This window comes from Shinella sp. H4-D48 (assembly GCF_022637395.1).
Classification (GTDB): Bacteria; Pseudomonadota; Alphaproteobacteria; order Rhizobiales; family Rhizobiaceae; genus Shinella; species Shinella sedimenti.
Genome location: NZ_CP093337.1, coordinates 575567 through 592090 on the forward strand (window position 1 = coordinate 575567; position 16524 = coordinate 592090).

General features: G+C 62.6%; 16 protein-coding genes. 6 read left to right on the top strand and 10 right to left on the bottom strand.

The annotated features are described in order from the left end of the window. Nucleotides 1-21: 21 nt before the first annotated feature. The 5 genes from MNR02_RS02760 to MNR02_RS02780 form a co-directional block, all read right to left on the bottom strand. Nucleotides 22-1257: an FAD-binding oxidoreductase gene (locus tag MNR02_RS02760; RefSeq protein WP_241948008.1), complete on the bottom strand. Its 1236-nt coding sequence runs from the start codon at nucleotides 1255-1257 to the stop codon at nucleotides 22-24. Nucleotides 1258-1367: 110 nt separating this feature from the next. Next, on the bottom strand, nucleotides 1368-2210 hold the full coding sequence (locus MNR02_RS02765; protein WP_241948009.1) for a metal ABC transporter permease: 843 nt from the start codon (nucleotides 2208-2210) through the stop codon (nucleotides 1368-1370). Continuing rightward, the gene (locus MNR02_RS02770; RefSeq protein ID WP_241948809.1) at nucleotides 2207-3040 is read right to left on the bottom strand and encodes a metal ABC transporter permease; all 834 of its coding nucleotides are present in this window, start codon (nucleotides 3038-3040) and stop codon (nucleotides 2207-2209) included. Before MNR02_RS02770 ends, MNR02_RS02765 begins: the two co-directional genes overlap by 4 nt. A gap of 35 nt (nucleotides 3041-3075) precedes the next feature. Beyond that, complete coding sequence (locus tag MNR02_RS02775) at nucleotides 3076-3945, bottom strand: manganese/iron ABC transporter ATP-binding protein (RefSeq protein WP_305854514.1); 870 nt, start codon at nucleotides 3943-3945, stop codon at nucleotides 3076-3078. Further along, nucleotides 3942-4832, bottom strand: a complete 891-nt coding sequence (locus tag MNR02_RS02780; protein WP_241948010.1) for a metal ABC transporter substrate-binding protein — start codon at nucleotides 4830-4832, stop codon at nucleotides 3942-3944. Before MNR02_RS02780 ends, MNR02_RS02775 begins: the two co-directional genes overlap by 4 nt. A 236-nt stretch (nucleotides 4833-5068) precedes the next feature. Between MNR02_RS02780 and MNR02_RS02785 the strand changes: the two genes are divergently transcribed. The 3 genes from MNR02_RS02785 to MNR02_RS02795 all read left to right on the top strand — a co-directional run bounded on the left by MNR02_RS02785 (nucleotide 5069) and on the right by MNR02_RS02795 (nucleotide 8506). After that, nucleotides 5069-5746 carry a hypothetical protein gene (locus MNR02_RS02785; protein WP_241601726.1) on the top strand — a complete coding sequence of 226 codons (678 nt, stop codon included), beginning with the start codon at nucleotides 5069-5071 and terminating at the stop codon, nucleotides 5744-5746. Between the two features lie 137 nt (nucleotides 5747-5883). Then, on the top strand, nucleotides 5884-7998 hold the full coding sequence (glyS, locus tag MNR02_RS02790) for a glycine--tRNA ligase subunit beta (protein ID WP_241948011.1): 2115 nt from the start codon (nucleotides 5884-5886) through the stop codon (nucleotides 7996-7998). Nucleotides 7999-8011: 13 nt separating this feature from the next. Continuing rightward, complete coding sequence (locus tag MNR02_RS02795; protein ID WP_241948012.1) at nucleotides 8012-8506, top strand: DUF523 domain-containing protein; 495 nt, start codon at nucleotides 8012-8014, stop codon at nucleotides 8504-8506. Nucleotides 8507-8606: 100 nt separating this feature from the next. On the opposite strand, the gene MNR02_RS02800 is transcribed toward MNR02_RS02795, so the two are convergent. From MNR02_RS02800 to MNR02_RS02810, 3 genes are all read right to left on the bottom strand, one after another. Then, on the bottom strand, nucleotides 8607-9077 hold the full coding sequence (locus MNR02_RS02800; protein WP_241948013.1) for a plant virulence effector HPE1-like domain-containing protein: 471 nt from the start codon (nucleotides 9075-9077) through the stop codon (nucleotides 8607-8609). A gap of 105 nt (nucleotides 9078-9182) precedes the next feature. After that, entirely contained in the window at nucleotides 9183-10454 is a 1272-nt protein-coding gene (purD, locus tag MNR02_RS02805; RefSeq protein WP_241948014.1) for a phosphoribosylamine--glycine ligase, read from the bottom strand. A gap of 77 nt (nucleotides 10455-10531) precedes the next feature. After that, nucleotides 10532-10771 carry a hypothetical protein gene (locus tag MNR02_RS02810; RefSeq protein WP_241948015.1) on the bottom strand — a complete coding sequence of 80 codons (240 nt, stop codon included), beginning with the start codon at nucleotides 10769-10771 and terminating at the stop codon, nucleotides 10532-10534. A 192-nt stretch (nucleotides 10772-10963) separates the two neighbouring features. Here MNR02_RS02810 and MNR02_RS02815 point away from each other — a divergent pair, with 192 nt between their 5' ends. Beyond that, nucleotides 10964-11743 (top strand): MipA/OmpV family protein, encoded by a 780-nt coding sequence (locus tag MNR02_RS02815; protein ID WP_241948811.1) that lies wholly within the window; start codon nucleotides 10964-10966, stop codon nucleotides 11741-11743. Between the two features lie 78 nt (nucleotides 11744-11821). Continuing rightward, a complete protein-coding gene (gene ubiA, locus MNR02_RS02820) occupies nucleotides 11822-12775 on the top strand; it encodes a 4-hydroxybenzoate octaprenyltransferase (protein ID WP_241948016.1) in 954 nt (317 codons plus the stop codon). 3 nt (nucleotides 12776-12778) lie between these two features. Here ubiA and MNR02_RS02825 read toward each other — a convergent pair whose 3' ends face one another. After that, entirely contained in the window at nucleotides 12779-12940 is a 162-nt protein-coding gene (locus MNR02_RS02825) for a hypothetical protein (RefSeq protein WP_241601739.1), read from the bottom strand. A 150-nt stretch (nucleotides 12941-13090) separates the two neighbouring features. Continuing rightward, nucleotides 13091-13654: a DUF6101 family protein gene (locus tag MNR02_RS02830; RefSeq protein WP_241601742.1), complete on the bottom strand. Its 564-nt coding sequence runs from the start codon at nucleotides 13652-13654 to the stop codon at nucleotides 13091-13093. Between the two features lie 285 nt (nucleotides 13655-13939). Here MNR02_RS02830 and MNR02_RS02835 point away from each other — a divergent pair, with 285 nt between their 5' ends. Continuing rightward, nucleotides 13940-16522, top strand: a complete 2583-nt coding sequence (locus tag MNR02_RS02835) for a DUF1217 domain-containing protein (RefSeq protein WP_241948017.1) — start codon at nucleotides 13940-13942, stop codon at nucleotides 16520-16522. The last annotated feature ends 2 nt before the right edge of the window (nucleotides 16523-16524 follow it).

The window sequence follows — 16524 nt, forward strand, 5'->3', positions numbered from 1 at the left end:
TTCTTATGAAGAGCGTGCCGCCTACTGGAAGCGGGCGATGGAGAAGGGGGTAAGCGCATCGTCGCGTTGGCCGGCCAGCAGCCGGGCGACGTGACGGCCGGTCGTGGCTGAAAGCGTCAGGCCGAGATGGCCGTGGCCGAAGGCGAAGGCAATGCGCGGGTCGCGCGGGTGCAGGCTGATCACCGGCAGCGAATCCGGTGTTGAGGGGCGCCGGCCCATCCATTCCGTGCCGCCTTCCTCCTGAAGATCTGGCACGTAGCGGCGCATCTTCCTGCGCATGGCGGCGGCGCGCTTGTAGTTGGCAGGTGCTTCGGGAGATGCGAGCTCGACAGCGCCGCCGATGCGCAGTGCGTTCTCGAAGGGCGTCGCGACAAATCCATGCTCGGAAAAGAAGACGGGCATTTCAAGCGTCGTCGACGGGTTCATGAAGGTCGTGTTGTAACCGCGCTCCGTTTCCAGGAGCACCTTGAGGCCCAGATCGGAGACGAAGCGGCGCGACCATACACCGGCGGTAATCACCAGCTTGTCAAAGGTGAATTCCCGTCCGCCTTCGGTCCTGACGATGACGCCGTCTGCACCCTGCGCCACAGAGGCGATCGTCGCGTCCAGCAACGTGGCGCGCTCGCGCAGCACCGCCTGCAGGCGGCGAAGGAACGTCAAGGGATAATCGAAGGTGCGGTAGCCGTCGTTAAAAATGGCACCTGCGAAACTGCCCTGCAGGGCGGGCACACGGCAGCGGGCTTCCTTCGGATCGAGTTTCTCGACATTGCAGCCTATCAGCCGGGCATTCTCGGTCTCGTGGGCAAACGCCTTGTCGCGCGCCGCAATACTGTCGAAGACCGTCAGCGCGCCGGTGTCGCGCATGTGGCCGGAAATACCCGCAAGATTGCCGAGATGCACATGGTCGGCCTCGGCCGTTTTCATGAGATGAAGCAGGGCGGTGCGACTGGCGGCGACCTTGCCGGCGCGCGTGGAGAGCAGCAACCGGACGAGCCATGGGGCAAGCGCTGGCAGGTCCTGCCAGCGCAGGGTGAGGGGGCCAAGCGGATCGAGCAGCCATTTCGGGACGGAGAGCAACATGTCCGGCCGGGCGATCGGGTCGATTTCCGGCACCGCCAGGATGCCGGCATTGCCGACGGATGCGGGGAGGCCGCCGGCATCGCGCTCCAGAATGGTAACGCTGTGGCCTTGCTCAAGCAGATGAAGGGCTGTGGCGCAGCCGATGATGCCGCCGCCGACGATTCCGATATGCGCCATGCCGTCCCGTTTGTGTCGATTTCAACGCTGGCGGCCGAAGCATGCCGGCCGTTTGCGCCGGACGATAGACGCAAACGGCATGGCTGTCGACAGCGCACAAATCGTCGCGATCAGACCTGTTCGGCCGGCCTGCGGTTGCGCGCGACCTGCCGCACGAAGGCGATAACGAAGAGGATCGACATCAGAAGCACGATCGTCGGCGCCGGTGCGCTATCGATGATGAAGCTCAGCCAGATCCCGAAGAACGAGGACCCGACAGCCACGAGCACGGCGACGGCGAGCATTGTCGGAAAACGCCGCGTCAGAAGTGCGGCGATGGCTCCCGGCGCCACAAGCATGGCGATGGCAATGATGATGCCGACAGCCTTCAACGCGCCCACGACGACGAGCGAAAGCACGGCCAGCAGCCCGTAATGCAGCAGCCTGACCGGCAGGCCGATGGCCGATGCATGCTGCCTGTCGAAGGCATGAACCAGCAGGTCCTTGCGGAAGGCGAGGATGAAACCTGTGGAAGCGGCAGCGATAACCCCGGTTTCCAGAAGGTCGGAGGCACCGATGCCCAGCATGTCGCCAAACAGGATGTGGTCGAGGTGGATATCGGGCTGGATCTTCACATAGAGCACCAGACCGAGCGCGAACATGCCGGAAAAGACGATGCCGAGAACGGTATCCTCCTTCACGCGGCTGTTATCCTTGAGATACCCGGCCGCCAGCGCGCAGAACAGGCCCGCGACGAAGGCGCCGGCAGCGAAGGGGAGGCCGAGCACATAGGCGCCGACGACGCCCGGCAGTACGGCATGGGAGACGGCATCCCCCATCAGCGACCAGCCCTTAAGGACGAGGTAGCAGGACAGGAGCGCCATCGGCACGGCGATCATCAGCGTCACCAAAAAGGCATTCTGCATGAAGCCGAGCCGGAAAGGCAGAAGCGCGAGTTCAAGCGTTTCAGTCATGACGGAAGGCTTTCCGTGGTTTCTAGTGCCAGGCGGCTTTTGCGGCGGGCGGCAAGCAGTCCGTGTTTCGGTGCGAAGAGGAAGGCCGCGAGGAAGATCGCTGTCTGTAGCACGACAATGATGCCGCCGGTCGCGCCGTCGAGGAAATAGGAGAGGTAGGCGCCGACGAAGCTGGTTCCCGCGCCAAGCGCGGCGGCGATCACGATGAGACGCTGGAAGCGATCGGTCAGAAGATAGGCGGTTGCGCCCGGCGTCACCACCATGGCGACGACCAGAAATGCGCCGACGGTCTGCATGGCGGCGACCGTGGAGGCGCTGAGCAGGGTGAAGAACAGGATCTTCAGGCCCGTCGGGTTAAGGCCGATTGAGCGGGCGTGGCTCTCATCGAAGAAGGCGACCATCAGGTCTTTCCACTTGAGAAGGAGGATGACCAGCGTGACGAAGCCGATGATGGCGAGCTGGATCGTGTCTTCTCGGGTGATCGCGAGGATATTGCCGAGCACGATGGTCTGGATGTTCACCGGGGTCGGCGAAAGCGAGACCATGAAGAGGCCGAGGCCGAAGAAGGAGGAGAAGATCATGCCGATAATGGCATCCTCCTTCAGCCGCGTCTGACGATTGAGGAAAAGCATGGCGGCGGCGGCGAGCCCGCCGGAAAGGAAGGCGCCCACCGCGAAGGGCAGGCCCAGCATGTAGGCGCCGGCCACGCCCGGCACGATCGAGTGCGAGAGCGCGTCGCCAATGAGCGACCAGCCCTTCAGCATGAGATAGGCCGAGAGGAAGCCGCAGATGCAGCCGACCAGCGCGCTCACCCACATGGCATTGACCATGTAGCCATAGGCGAAAGGCTCGATGAGCAGATCGGTCACGGCGCTTTCTCCTGCTCGCGCTCGCTATAGATGACGAACGGGCGCTCATCGTCGGTAATCACCTTGACCGAACGCTTGTCCTCGTCGTCGTGCAGGTCCTGGCCGCCGAGAATGAAGTGACGCAGCACGCCGCCGAAGGCCTTCTCCAGATTGGCCTCTGTAAAGGTTTCGGCAGTGGGGCCGGAGGCGATGACCGTGCCCTTGACGAAGACGGTCCGGTCGCAGAAATCCGGCACGCTGCCCAGATTGTGCGTGGAAACCAGCATGACGCGGCCTTCGTCGCGCAGCTTGCCGAGCAATTCGATGATCTGCTCCTCGGTGGTGACGTCGACGCCTGTGAAGGGCTCGTCGAGCAGGATCACCTGGCCCTCCTGCGCCAGCGCGCGTGCGAGGAACACACGCTTTCTCTGACCGCCTGAGAGCTCGCCGATCTGGCGCTTGCGAAAAGCGCTCATGTTGACGCGCGAAAGCGCCTCGTCGACCATGTCATGATCATGTTTGGAGGGGATGCGCAGCCAGTTCATGTGGCCGTAGCGGCCCATCATCACGACGTCCTCGACCAGCACGGGAAAGGTCCAGTCGACCTCCTCGGCCTGCGGCACATAGGCGACGAGATTCTTCTTCAAGGCTTCTTTCACGGAAAGGCCGAGGATCGTCACTTGGCCTGCGGCGATGGGCACGAAGCCCATGATCGCCTTGAAGAGTGTCGACTTGCCGGCGCCGTTGACACCCACAAGGGCGGTGATGGTGCCTTTCGGCACGGAGAAGCTGGCCTGCCGAAGGGCGGTATGCCCATTGCGATAGGTGACCGTCACATTCTCGGCGACGATGCCGGCGACCTTCTTGGGCTTGCTTCCCATCATCATTTCGAGAGACCTTCCACGATTGTCTCAGACGTCACGCGCAGCAGGTCGAGATAGGTCGGCACGGGACCGTCTGCTTCACTGAGCGAGTCGACATAGAGCACGCCGCCATAGGCCGCGCCCGTTTCCGCCGCGACCTGCTTGGCCGGGTCGGCGGACACCGTGCTTTCGCTGAAGACGACATGGATATTGTGCTCGCGCACCGCATCGATCACCGTCTTCACCTGCTTGGGGGTCCCCTGCTGGTCGGCATTGATCGGCCAGAGGAAGAGTTCCTTCAGACCGAAATCGCGGGCGAGATAGCTGAACGCGCCTTCGCTGGTGACAAGCCAACGCTTTTCTTCCGGCAGCGCGCCGATCTTGGCTTTCATCTCCTCGCCGAGCGCCTTGATCTTTTCGCCATAGGCCTTGGCATTGGCGTCGTAGGTTGCGCCGTTTGCCGGATCGAGTGCGACCAGCGCCTTGCGGATGTTCTCGACATAAACAAGCGCGTTGTCCGGCGACATCCAGGCATGGGGGTTCGGCTTGCCCTGATAGGGTCCTTCGACGATGCTCATGGGTTCTATGCCGTCGCTCACGACAACGTTCGGCACGTCACCGAGATTGGCCAGGAACTTCTCGAACCAGAGTTCCAGGTTGAGGCCGTTCCATAGCACCAGCTTGGCGTCCTGCGCTTTCAGGATATCGCGCGGCGTCGGCTGGTAGTTATGAATCTCGGCACCGGGTTTGGTGATGGATTCCACCACGGCGGCATCGCCGGCCACGTTGGCTGCGATATCCGCGATGATCGTGAACGTGGTCACCACTTTCGGCTTTTCCTGTGCGAAGGCGGGCGCCGTGGCGAGAAGCGGCAGGCTGAGGATAAGCGCATTGAATGAACGACGGAGCATGAATGGCCCTAAACTGCTTTTGCGAATGAGTTGCATTAAACTATAGGGCCCTTTCCCGCGCTGTCAACGCTATTGCAAATCATTCGCAACTATGTGCCGAAATGGACCTTTTCCCTTAAAACTTCCGAAACGCCCTGCTTGTAGAGTGCAGTCAGTTCGCGCGCTCTCGGCGCGTTCGTGGTTCTGCGTTCAAGAGAAGTCCGTCGCCCGTGAAGTTGCTCCCGATTTCATTCCGCTTGTCCCGGAAGCTTCTGATCATCGTTGCCGGTGTGACGGTGCTGACCGGCGCGTCCGGTGCCGCGGCCATCTTCGTCGGCCGCGATGTGCTTCTCGGACCCTCGACTGAAACGGTGTCCGGTGCCGCCTGCACTACGGTCACCACCGTCAGGCTGGATCGCGATGGGCAGCAGTGGCTGCGCAAATATGTGCGCTCCGATGCCAAGGACGGGGAGGTGCGCATCAAGACGGCGCTGCGCGTTGCCGGCGCCGTTTCCAATGCGGAGGAGGCCGATCTCTACCAGGTGATCATGCTGGATGCCGCTGGTCCGGTTTATCGCGCGGACATGCGTGGCCGCGCCATCGGCGCTGAAGTGCTCTTCGCGCGCGACCCCTCCGCAATCCCCGGTATGAGCGCGCCTTTCGTCGCCCGCTATACAGATGGAAAGCCGGCGGGCAATGGCGAGTTCTATGGCGAACGCAAGGAGCTTTCGCTCGACGAGATCAAGACCATCGTCACCGCCATGACGGAACGGGAAGACTGTATCGATCCCAATGCGGTGGCCGAGGCCGACAAATCCGGCGGCCATGGCGAGGCGAAGACGGAGGAGGGCGGCCACGAGGCCCCGGCCGATGGCCACGCCTCTGCCGACAAGGCCGACGAGGGCTCGCACGAGGTTGCCTCGAGCGGTCACTGACGGCGTTTCCGCCCGCCGCATGGCAACTTTGCCGTTGTACAGCACCACCCAACTTTGCTAGCAGAAGCACACGATTTTGACCCCGTACCGGCCGGTGTGCCGACCTTCTCCTGATCGAGAGGGTGAGGAAAGTTGACATGCCCGATCTTCTGCTTGAACTCCGCTCCGAGGAAATTCCTGCCCGCATGCAGCGCAAGGCGGCAGGCGACCTGAAGAAGCTGGTCACCGACGCACTCGTCGAGGCGGGCCTGACCTATGAGGGCGCACGCGAATACTGGACCCCGCGTCGTCTGACGCTGGATATCCGCGGCCTCAATGCCCGTTCAAGCGATGTACGCGAGGATATCAAGGGGCCCGCGACATCTGCGCCCGAGCAGGCGATCCAGGGTTTCCTGCGCAAGGCTGGCCTTTCCTCGATCGCCGAGGCCCATGTCCACAGCGATCCGAAGAAGGGTGACTTCTACGTCGCCCACGTCGTCAAGCCGGGCCGCGTGGCCGATGAGATCATCGCCGAGGTGATGCCCGGCATTATCAGGAATTTTCCCTGGCCGAAGCCGATGCGCTCGGGTGTGGAGTCGGCCAGGCCCGGCTCGCTGCAATGGGTGCGCCCGCTGCAATCCATCGTCTGCACCTTCGGTTCGGAAACCGAGGAAACGCGTGTCGTGCCGTTCGAGATTGGCGGCATCGTTGCCGGCAATGTCACCTATGGCCACCGTTTCCACGCGCCGGAACCCATAACGGTGCGCCGTTTCGAGGATTATGCCGCCAGCCTCGAGAAGGCCAAGGTGGTGCTCGATGCGGAGCGCCGCAAGCAGATCATCGCGACCGACGCCAACAATATCGCCTTCGCCAACGGCCTTGAACTGGTCGAGGACGAAGGGCTTCTGGAAGAGGTGTCCGGCCTCGTCGAATGGCCGCAGGTACTGATGGGCACTTTCGAGGAGGATTTCCTGTCGATCCCCTCGGAAATCATCCGCCTGACGATCAAGACGAACCAGAAGTGTTTCGTGACCCGCAAGCCGGGCGCCGACACGCTCTCCAACCACTTTATTCTCGTTTCGAATATCGAGGCGAAGGATGGCGGCAAGGAGATCGTGCACGGCAACGGCAAGGTCGTGCGCGCGCGGCTCTCCGATGCCAAGCATTTCTGGCTGCGCGACCAGGGCGACCTGCCGGATCTCGACACGCTGAAGGCCTCGGCCGAAAAGTTCGGTCTCGATCTTTCGAAGCCGCTCGACCAGCGCATGGCCAAGCTCGACGCCCTCAACGTGACCTTCCACGCCAAGCTCGGCACGCAGGGCGAACGCGTCGCGCGCATCCGCACGCTCGCAGCGGAACTCGCCCCGATCATCGGCGCCGATCCGTCGCTGGTCGACCGGGCCGTCGTGCTCTCCAAGGCGGATTTGCGCACTGAGGCCGTCGGCGAATTTCCCGAACTCCAGGGCATCATGGGCCGCAAATATGCGCTCCTGCAGGGTGAGGATGCGTCGGTGGCAGAGGCCATCGAGGATCATTACAAGCCGCAGGGCCCGTCCGATCGCGTGCCCTCGGGCAAGGTCGGCCTCACGGTCGCGCTGGCCGACAAGCTCGATACGCTGATCGGTTTCTGGGCGATCGACGAAAAGCCGACCGGCTCGAAGGATCCCTACGCACTGCGCCGCGCCGCGCTCGGGGTGATCCGCATGCTGCTCGAAAAGAACATCCGGCTGCCGCTCCTGACGGTGGTGAAAGACGCCGATCTCGTGTCCTTCTTCCACGATCGTCTCAAGGTCTACCTGCGTGACATGGGCGCGCGCCATGATCTGATCGACGCGGTCCTGACATCTGACGCCGACGATCTGCTCATGGTGGCCCGTCGCGTGGAAGCCCTGACAGCGTTCATCACGTCCGAGGAAGGTCGCAACCTGCTTGCCGGCACCAAGCGTGCGACGCAGCTGCTGGCCGCCGAAGAGAAGAAGGGCACGGTAGTCGAAGTCGCCGTCTCGCCCGATCTTCTGACGCTGGATGCCGAGAAGGCGCTTCACGCAGCCATCGACACGGCCTCCAGGGATGCCGCTGCCGCTGTGGCCGGCGAGGATTTCCGCTCCGCCATGGCCGCGCTTTCGTCGCTTCGCGCGCCGGTCGACCAGTTCTTCACCGACGTTCTCGTGAATGACGAAGACCCGGCGGTCCGAGCCAACCGCCTGGCGCTGCTCTCCGCCATCCGTGCTGCGACCGGCACGGTTGCCGATTTCTCCAAGATCGCGGGATGAGGTGCCGGCGCTGATGACCGGGAAGATCCTCATCAGCGCGTGCCTTGCGGGGCTGCCGGTCCGCTACAACGGATCGGCCAAGCCGTTGCTTCACGAGGCCGTGGATCGCTGGGGTGCGGCGGGACGGCTGGTGACGCTCTGTCCCGAACTGGCCGGCGGATTCGCCGTGCCTCGGCCTCCCGCGGAAATCGAAAACGGCCTGGATGGCGACGATGTGCTCGACGGGCGGGCGCGTGTGCTGGAAATTTCCGGCCTCGATGTGTCGGCGGCCTATATCGAGGGCGCGCGTATCGCGCTCGACGTGGCTCTCGCAAATGGTTGCAGGCATGCGCTGCTCATCGACGGCAGCCCGTCCTGCGGGTCAGGCTTTATCTATGATGGCTCGTTTTCCGGCGTGCGGCATGGCGGAAAGGGCGTGACGGCGGCGTTTTTGCGTCGAAACGGGATTGCCGTCTACTCTGACCTTGAAGTGGATGCGCTGGCGCGTGATCTCTCGGAGACCGCCTGACACGCATACGCCCCTGCTTGAGGTCAGGGGCGCAACGTCCGCTTTCGCGAATTCCCGTCAGTCTGGAGGGACCGAGAGGCAGGGTCCTTCCAATATGGGGTCATTCCACGCGAAGTTCAAACTTTGCCGGATCAAACTCCCGTGAGGTGGCGACGGCGGCGGTCGTCGTCTCATGGGCTGCATCCGTGCCGAGTGCGCTCGTCTTGGCGCTCGTGTCGACGGTTTCGGCCACCGCGTTCTCGTCCAGCGGCTTTTCGGCCTCGGCCGCCCGGACCGTCTCGGTGGGCGCCTTGTTGACGAACAATACCGGCGAGCCACCCATCCACGCTTCCGTACGGAAAATCTTGCGCTCGCCGTTCTGTTCGCGGATTTCGATCTTCTGCGTGCCGGGCGCGATTGCATCGACGTGATAGGTCGATGTCTTTGCCTTCGGTTTCAGCGCGGGGCACTCATCGCAGCTCACCGTCGAGATGCTCGAGGATGAGGTGGTGGCAGGCACGGTCTCGATGGAACCCGCAAACGCGGGCGTGGCGAGCAGGAGCAGGCCAAAGGTCGGCAGCAGGGTACGCATCAACGGGTCTCCCTCATGGTTGAGGGAAGAATAGCCGCGACGGGTTACGGTCTCGTCAGGAGAGATGGTAAAATTTGAGCAAACCGGCCCGTTGCGGCCGGAGCCTCAGGCCTGTTCACGGGCGATGGCGCGCCAGCCGATATCGCGGCGGCAGAAGCCGTTGTCCCATGTTACGGCGTCGACGGCGGCATAAGCGGCCTTTTGCGCTTCCGCCACCGTTGGCGCGACGGCGGTGACATTGAGAACGCGGCCGCCTGTCGCGACCAGTTGTCCGTCCTTCAGGGCTGTCCCGGCATGGAACACCTTCGTTGCCGCGTCATCCGCCGGCAGCGACAGGATCGGCGTGTTTTTCTCGTAGGCGCCCGGGTAACCCTTCGATGCCATGACGACGGTCAGTGCCGGCGCGTCGCGCCATTCCGCGGTGACCTTGTCGAGGCGGCCGACGGCGGCCGCGTGGAGGATCGGCAGCAGGTCGCTTTCGAGCCGCATCATCAGCACCTGGCATTCGGGATCGCCGAAACGCACATTGTATTCAATGAGTTCGGGGCCCTTGGCGGTGATCATCAGGCCGGCGAAAAGCACACCCTGAAACGCATGGCCGTCTGCCGCCATGCCACGGATCGTCGGCTCGATGATTTCCTTCATCGTGCGCTCGACCATGTCAGGCGCCATCACCGGGGCGGGCGAATAGGCGCCCATGCCGCCGGTATTGGGGCCGGTGTCACCATCGCCGACGCGTTTGTGATCCTGTGCCGAGGCAAGCGGCAGGGCATTCACGCCGTCGCACAGGCAAAAGAAGCTGGCTTCCTCGCCATCGAGGAACGCCTCGACGACGACTTCCGCGCCAGCGGCACCAAATGCGCCGTCGAAGCAGTCATCGATCGCGGCCAGCGCCTCGTCCAGCGTCATGGCCACGGTCACACCCTTGCCGGCAGCAAGGCCATCGGCCTTGATGACGATCGGGGCACCCTGTTCGCGGACATAAGTCTTGGCCGCTACCGCGTCCGTAAAGCGCTGGTAGGCGCCGGTGGGGATGTCGTATTTCGCGCAAAGGTCCTTGGTGAAACCCTTGGAGCCCTCGAGCTGCGCAGCCGCAGCCGATGGGCCGAAGACGTCGATACCCTTGGAGCGCAGCACGTCGGCCATTCCTGCGACCAGCGGCGCTTCCGGGCCGACGACGACGAAGGAGATGCCGTTCTCGGCACAGAAGGCGGCAACGGCTTCATGGTTCTCGATATCGAGTGCCACGAGCGTCGCGCATTCGGATATGCCGGGATTGCCGGGAGCCGCATAAAGCGCGGTCAAAAGCGGCGACTGCGCGAGCTTCCAGGCAAGGGCGTGTTCGCGTCCACCTGATCCGATCAACAGAACCTTCATACCCGTACCCTCGATCCGTCCGTGATTTAGCAGGCGGGTTAAGGGGACGGGGGCGAAAGGTCAAGGGCCGCGGCCCCTCAGAGGGTAGCAGCACCTTTTTCCTCGATGGGACGGCCGAGGTTCTCCAGTTCGGTGTCGATCAGGTGTACGTCCTCGTACCAGCCATCGTCATCCACCATCGCGCTTTCGGTGGCGGCGCGTTGAAGGGCGCGTGCTTCGCTGCGAAGTTTCTCGAGCCTTGCGATCTTCTCCTGGCGGGAAAGGCCCGTTTCGCTTCGGATTTCCTGAAGCTTCAACTCCATCGTGCTTACGGTCATCGGAAACTCCTTGTTTCAATTTCCTAAAAACGCAAACTGGAGCGAATCGTTCCTGTAACGGGCGCGGACGCGATGGTTAGCAAATCGGTAATCAAACATGGATAATTCTAGGCAATCAAAGTTCACGGCGGCCTGCTGCGGGGCCGCCGGTCAAGCGAGGATTGTGTTTTGAGTATCCGTGTTACGACCGCAATGACTGCGGCTGCGCTTCTGCTTGCGCCCGTATCCGCCAGCGCCGGCGATTATTTCTGGTCCGGCGACTGGTATCTGAAGGTGGGTGCGGCCGGGTTTTCCGCTCCGCGCTACGAGGGGTCCAAGAAGTACCTTTTCCAGGTCACGCCGCTGATCTCGCTTGGCAAGGCCGGCAGCACCGTTCGCTTCTCCTCGCGCAACGACAATCCGTCCTTCGCGCTCATCGACAACGGCGCTTTTCGCGCTGGCGCGACCGGCAAGCTGATCATGCCGCGCGACGAGGGGGATTCGGACGATCTGAAGGGCCTGACGCCGGTCAAGTTCGGCGGAGAGCTCGGCGCTTTCGCCGAAGTCTATCCGACGGATTTCCTGCGCCTGCGCGGCGAGGTGCGCCATGGTATCCGCAGCCATCATGGCGTGGTTGCCGATATCGCGGCAGATGCCTTCGTCGACGTTGTGCCTAATGTCCGGGTTTCGGCAGGCCCGCGCATGACTATTGCGTCCAAGGACTACATGAAGGCCTATTACGGCGTGAAGCCGAGCGAAGTCGCGGCCTCCGGACTTGCGGCCTATGATCCGGGCGGTGGCATCCAGTCCGTTGGCGCGGGTGCTGCGATCACCTGGCAGGTCAACGAGAAGATCGAGACGAGCGCCTTTGCCGAATACAAGCGCCTTGTCGGCCCGGCGGCGGACTCGAGCCTGGTCAAGCAGCGTGGCGACCGCGATCAGTTCCTGATCGGTGTCGCGGCGACCTACAGGTTTGATTTCACGCTCCGCTAAACCCAAAGCGCCGTCGCGGGCTTATGGTTGCGACGGCGTGCCGCTTGACCGGAACGTGGACGCTTGCGATCAAGGTGCATGATCACCACTTCGACCGATTCCGGCCGCGTTGCCGATGCACCGTCCAACAACTGGGTCTATCGCGCGCTGCCGCGCGCACTATGGCCCTATGCGCAGCTTGCGCGCTGGGATCGGCCGATCGGCTGGCAGCTGCTCATGTGGCCGTGCTTCTGGTCGGCTGTGCTCGCCGCCAATGTCGCGGCCGCCGCGGGGACGTTCGACTGGACGCGTTTCGTCTTCCATCTCGCACTGTTCTTCATCGGCTCCGTTGCCATGCGGGGCGCAGGCTGCACCTATAACGATCTCGTCGACCACGATATCGACAATGCGGTGGCGCGCACCCGCTCGCGTCCGCTGCCGTCCGGCCGCGTTACGCGCCGGCAGGCGAAGGTGTTCATGCTCCTGCAGACGCTGGTCGGCCTCGTCGTGCTGCTTCAGTTCAACCTGTTCGCCATGCTGCTTGCGATCGCTTCGCTGCTGATCGTCGCGATCTATCCCTTTGCGAAACTCTTCACGGACTGGCCGCAGTTCTTCCTCGGCATGGCGTTTTCCTGGGGAGCGCTCATGGGCTGGGCCGCTGAATTTGGCAAGCTGTCCCTTGCAGCCGGCGCCCTCTATGTCGCCGCAATCGCCTGGACCGTCGGTTACGACACCATTTACGCCCATCAGGACAAGGAAGATGACGCACTCATCGGCGTGCGCTCAACCGCGCGCCTGTTTGGCGAACGAACCAAGCAATGGCTGGCCGGTCTTTACGGCCTGACCGTTGGGCTGATTGCCGTCTCTTTCTGGCTTGCCGGCGTCGGCCTCGTCGCGTGGCTGGGGCTCGTCGTCGCGGCTTTCATGCTGGCCTGGCAGATCAGGACACTCGACATCGACGATCCAGAGCAGTGCCTGGCGCTCTTCAAGTTCAACGGCGTCGTCGGCCTTAGTATCTTCCTCGCGCTGGCTGTCGCCATTCCCTTTGCCTGATCCTTAACCGCGGTGCGTGCCGTTCTGCGAGCGAAGGCCTGCGCGACGGAGCGTTGCGGGATGCATGGCAAGCTCGAAGCCGCGGCGTGGCGGACGTCCATGTGAGACGAGGGATGCATCCGCCTTGCGGAGATGGATGAGGAGTGTGGTGAAGAGCTTTGCCATGTGATCCGTCCCTTGCGTTCGTTCCGGCCTGACCGGTGCTGAACGCTATGTGGCATGAAGGGGCGGAGGCGGGTGTTCCTGCGGGAACAGGCTGGCGCGAAAAAGCCGGCCGCAGGGAACGGCCGGCTTTTCATGGAGGTCTGCGCATGCTCAACGGCGGGCGATGATTTCCCGTCCGTCGATCTTCATCTGGACGCCGAGCTTGCCCGTCGTGCGACGCACGAGGAAGCGCGGACGGCGGTCCGCAAAGTAGGAATGGCGACGGCGCGGCTTGGCCGGGCGGCTGCCTACGGTAAGATTTTCATCGAGAGGCCGGGCCACGCCATCGGCTTCAACCATCAGCATGGGGATGCGGTAGGCATCCGACCAGCTGCGCCAGTCGGCGGCGATATCGCAAAGATCGTGCGCCACCAGCAGCGGAATGCAGAGATCCGGGTCGTCGTGGTGGAGTTCGAGGGTGACGGTCACGTCGCCGTTGCCATGGTCGATGGCGCGGGCGGCGACGCCCTTGAAGGCGCGAGCCGGCAGCGCGATGGAAAGCGGAAGGCCGCTCGACGGCAGAACCTTGCGCAATACTGCCCCGCGCTCGTCGAGGGTGATGGTGGCATCGGTTCCCTCGGCGCGCAGCTCGAACGACACCTGCTGCGGGAAGCGCTTGGGATCGAGCCGGAGCGTGTTGCCGGCCCATGCCGGCTTGGAAACGGTATTCAGCATGTCTTTCGCCCTTGTTTTCCTTGAGAGCCGGTATCCGGTCTGCTCATCGGGACTTTTCGTCCTCTGAGAGCGAGAATAGGCGCGGTCCCTTCCGAGCCGCTTAAAAATTGCGGTTAAGAAAACTTTGCGGTTCCCGATGGTTAGCAAAACCGAACCGGCTAGGGTTTCGAACTTATGAATGCCGGCGGGGCAATGTGTGCGGTGCCATGCCGACAGGTCGGGACAAGCCTCGACGGCGACAATACAGCTGATCGGCTTGCCGATGACTGGAAGGAACGGTTCCCGATGCTGTCGACCTATACGAGCTACAACCTCATCGCGAAGGACCTGTTGAAGTCGCTGGACAGAACGGCGACGGAGACGGTCAATGCGCGCGATGCCGCCTATTATAAGGAAAATATAGGCAAGGTTACCTCGGTCGACGCGTTCCTCGACGATCACCGGCTCTATTCCTATGCGGTCAAGGCCTATGGTCTGGACGACATGAGTTACGCCAAGGCGTTCATGCGCAAGGTGCTCGACAGCGACCTTGCCGACCCCAACAGCTTTGCCAACAAGCTGACGGACGAGCGCTACCGTAACTTTGCGAGCGCCTTCACCTTCAACACCTCCACAACGGCGACGGCCCAGACCGACGCGCAGCTCGATGAAGTCATCGGCCTCTACACCGCGGGCGCAGCCAATGCCGGATCGGCGATCAAGGAGGAGAGCCGGTACTACAATGCCGTGATCGACCAGATCACGAACGTTGATCAGCTTCTCAACAATGACCGGCTGCGAAGCTATGTCTTCACGGCCTTCGGTATCGACCCCAAGACATACTCGCGCGAGGCCGTGCGTGGCGCGCTTTCGAGCGACCTGAACGATCCGTCCAGTTACATCAACACGCAGTTCGGTGCCGGTGTGATTGCAGCCCAGGAGGCCCGGCAGGTGGCGAGCGATGCGCTGGCCCCGCTACAGCTGCGCGAGACGCATCTGACACGCATCACCAAGCTCGAAACCGACATCCCGGCCTTGCAGACCCAGATCACCGACCTGGATGCCGAGATCGCCCGGCTTTCGACCAATCCGGATGGGCTTGGCGCTGCGGAGCTTCAAGCGCTCATCGACAGCAAGGAGGCGGCGAAGGCGACCCTCCAGACCCGCCGGTCGGATTATCAGGCGGAGCTGGTCGAAAAGCAGACCGCCGTGGCCGATCTCGATACGGTGCTGGTTCCGCGCGCGGAGGCGGCGTCCCGCATCGCGTCGCTCAAGACGGAAATCGCGCGTCAGGACACGATCATTTCGAGTGCCAACAAGTATTTCATGCTTGCAGCGGCTTTCAATTTCGCAGCGGACGGGACGGCGGTGGCCGGAACGGTTCAGGATGCAAGCCAGAAGACGAGCACGGAGGAACTCTACACGCTCTCCAATCCGCGTGTGACGACGGCTGCGGCCCTGATCCATCAGGAGTATTTCGAAAGCCGGATCGGCAGCATCACCACCGCGCAGGAAATTGCCGATGACTCGCGCCTCGTCGCCTATCTGAAGGTGGCCTACGGGCTCGACAAGCTTTCGGTCGGCAGCCTGACGATCCGCAATATCATCACGAGCGATCCTGACCCGAACAACCCGTCGAGCTACATCAACGCCTTCGGCGGCGCCGACAAGGCCAACTATGTCGCGTTGCGCGCGGCCTTCAATTTTCAGGAGGACGGCACGCTTGCTGCGGGTGACAGCGCGCAGACGGCCACACAGACGGCGAAAACCGCCGGCGCATATCTCACACATTATAATGACAAGGACGAAGAGGCCGACGCGCTCGCCATCAAGCGCTTCAAGGGACAGATCGGCGCCGTGAAGACCCTGCAGGACTTCCTCGGCGAGTCCACGCTCTACAGCTTCGCGTTGAAGGCCTTCGGCATCGATCCGGCCAAAGTCTCGGCGTTTACAATCAAGAATGTGCTGAAAAGCGATCTCAACGACCCGAAAAGCTACGTGTATCAATTGAAGGACGAGCGCTTCGTCGAACTGGCGAAGGCGTTCAATTTCGGGCCGGACGGCAATGTGACGGCGCCCAAGCTGGCGCAGTCGGAAGCCGAAATTCTCGTGATGTCGCGCGCCTATCTGACGGCAAAATCCCGTTTCGGCACGAAAGACGACAAGGAGCTGGCGCAGAAGGAGGCGGAATATTACTCCGCCCAGATGCAGAAAGTGGAGACCGTAAAGGAGTTTCTGTCCGATGCACGCCTCGTCGCTTTCGTACTGACGGCTAACGGGATCGACACCAAAAGCGTCGATGCGGAGTTCATGGCGAAGATCTTCACCTCCGATCTCGACGATCCCAAGAGCTTCGCCAACCAGCAGTCCAACCGCGCCTATCGAAAGATGGTGGCCTCCTTCAACTTCAATTCCGATGGCAAGGTCGTGCAGCCGGATGCCGATGCCGTGCAGTCGCGGCGCGGCATCTACGAGACCATCGACAGTCATGTCCGGCAGATGCTGGAAGAGGAAGCGGGCAGCGACAATGCCGGCGTACGCCTCGCCCTCTATTTCGAGCGCAAGGCCCCGTCGGTCAGCAGTGCCTATGACATTCTTGCGGACGACGCGCTGTTTGCGGTCTTCAAGACGCTGTTCCAGCTGCCTGACGAGGTCGGCAGCGCCAACATCGATGCGCAGGCCGACATGATCAAACGTCATCTGGACCTGAAGGACCTGCAGGACCCGGAGAAGGTCTCCAAGATGATCGTGAAGTTCTCGGTGCTTTACGATCTGGACAATCAGGCGACGACCGATCCCGCCCTGTCCGTGCTGACCGCTTCGGGTTCGGCCGGCATCAGCGCCGACCTCATGATGTCGCTGGCGCAGCTGCGCACCGGCGGCGCCTGACG

What these genes read in the sequence shown, in the direction of transcription:
- MNR02_RS02760 (WP_241948008.1), bottom strand. Translation starts at nt 1,257, where the DNA reads ATGGCGCATATCGGAATCGTCGGCGGCGGCATCATCGGCTGCGCCACA.
- MNR02_RS02765 (WP_241948009.1), bottom strand. Translation starts at nt 2,210, where the DNA reads ATGACTGAAACGCTTGAACTCGCGCTTCTGCCTTTCCGGCTCGGCTTC.
- MNR02_RS02770 (WP_241948809.1), bottom strand. Translation starts at nt 3,040, where the DNA reads ATGGTCAATGCCATGTGGGTGAGCGCGCTGGTCGGCTGCATCTGCGGC.
- MNR02_RS02775 (WP_305854514.1), bottom strand. Translation starts at nt 3,945, where the DNA reads ATGATGATGGGAAGCAAGCCCAAGAAGGTCGCCGGCATCGTCGCCGAG.
- MNR02_RS02780 (WP_241948010.1), bottom strand. Translation starts at nt 4,832, where the DNA reads ATGCTCCGTCGTTCATTCAATGCGCTTATCCTCAGCCTGCCGCTTCTC.
- glyS (WP_241948011.1), top strand. Translation starts at nt 5,884, where the DNA reads ATGCCCGATCTTCTGCTTGAACTCCGCTCCGAGGAAATTCCTGCCCGC.
- MNR02_RS02795 (WP_241948012.1), top strand. Translation starts at nt 8,012, where the DNA reads ATGACCGGGAAGATCCTCATCAGCGCGTGCCTTGCGGGGCTGCCGGTC.
- MNR02_RS02800 (WP_241948013.1), bottom strand. Translation starts at nt 9,077, where the DNA reads ATGCGTACCCTGCTGCCGACCTTTGGCCTGCTCCTGCTCGCCACGCCC.
- purD (WP_241948014.1), bottom strand. Translation starts at nt 10,454, where the DNA reads ATGAAGGTTCTGTTGATCGGATCAGGTGGACGCGAACACGCCCTTGCC.
- MNR02_RS02810 (WP_241948015.1), bottom strand. Translation starts at nt 10,771, where the DNA reads ATGACCGTAAGCACGATGGAGTTGAAGCTTCAGGAAATCCGAAGCGAA.
- MNR02_RS02815 (WP_241948811.1), top strand. Translation starts at nt 10,964, where the DNA reads ATGACTGCGGCTGCGCTTCTGCTTGCGCCCGTATCCGCCAGCGCCGGC.
- ubiA (WP_241948016.1), top strand. Translation starts at nt 11,822, where the DNA reads ATGATCACCACTTCGACCGATTCCGGCCGCGTTGCCGATGCACCGTCC.
- MNR02_RS02825 (WP_241601739.1), bottom strand. Translation starts at nt 12,940, where the DNA reads ATGGCAAAGCTCTTCACCACACTCCTCATCCATCTCCGCAAGGCGGAT.
- MNR02_RS02830 (WP_241601742.1), bottom strand. Translation starts at nt 13,654, where the DNA reads ATGCTGAATACCGTTTCCAAGCCGGCATGGGCCGGCAACACGCTCCGG.
- MNR02_RS02835 (WP_241948017.1), top strand. Translation starts at nt 13,940, where the DNA reads ATGCTGTCGACCTATACGAGCTACAACCTCATCGCGAAGGACCTGTTG.